The organism is Bacillus sp. SIMBA_008 (assembly GCF_046535495.1).
Classification (GTDB): Bacteria; Bacillota; Bacilli; order Bacillales; family Bacillaceae; genus Bacillus; species Bacillus subtilis.
The window spans coordinates 1-276 of record NZ_JAWRWL010000384.1; the positions used below are offsets into that span (position 1 = coordinate 1).

1 pseudogene is annotated in these 276 nt (G+C 38.4%); it reads right to left on the reverse strand.

Annotation, left to right across the window (positions count from 1 at the left end):
- Positions 1 to 276 (reverse strand): annotated as a pseudogene (locus tag SB658_RS23700) (Na+/H+ antiporter NhaC family protein); the annotation flags it as partial.

Genomic DNA, 276 nt, shown 5'->3' on the forward strand with positions numbered 1-276 from the left:
GAATGAACCGATAAAATGAGATATAACAGCCCCCAGTATAAAAAGAGACAGCGCAATAAACATATGAGGGATCCATGATTAAATGAAAAGTAACATATTTCGATAATCCCAGATTTTCAGCTACTGCTGTTACGGCCCAAATCAGCGATAACATAATAATAACATTGATCAATTCGTTTCCGCCCTTAATAAAATGGGTAACAAGCTCGCCTGCAGGAAAGCGCTGAAACATAAAAAGAGCAAATACTGCAATAACCGCTGCTAATAATGCGCGCT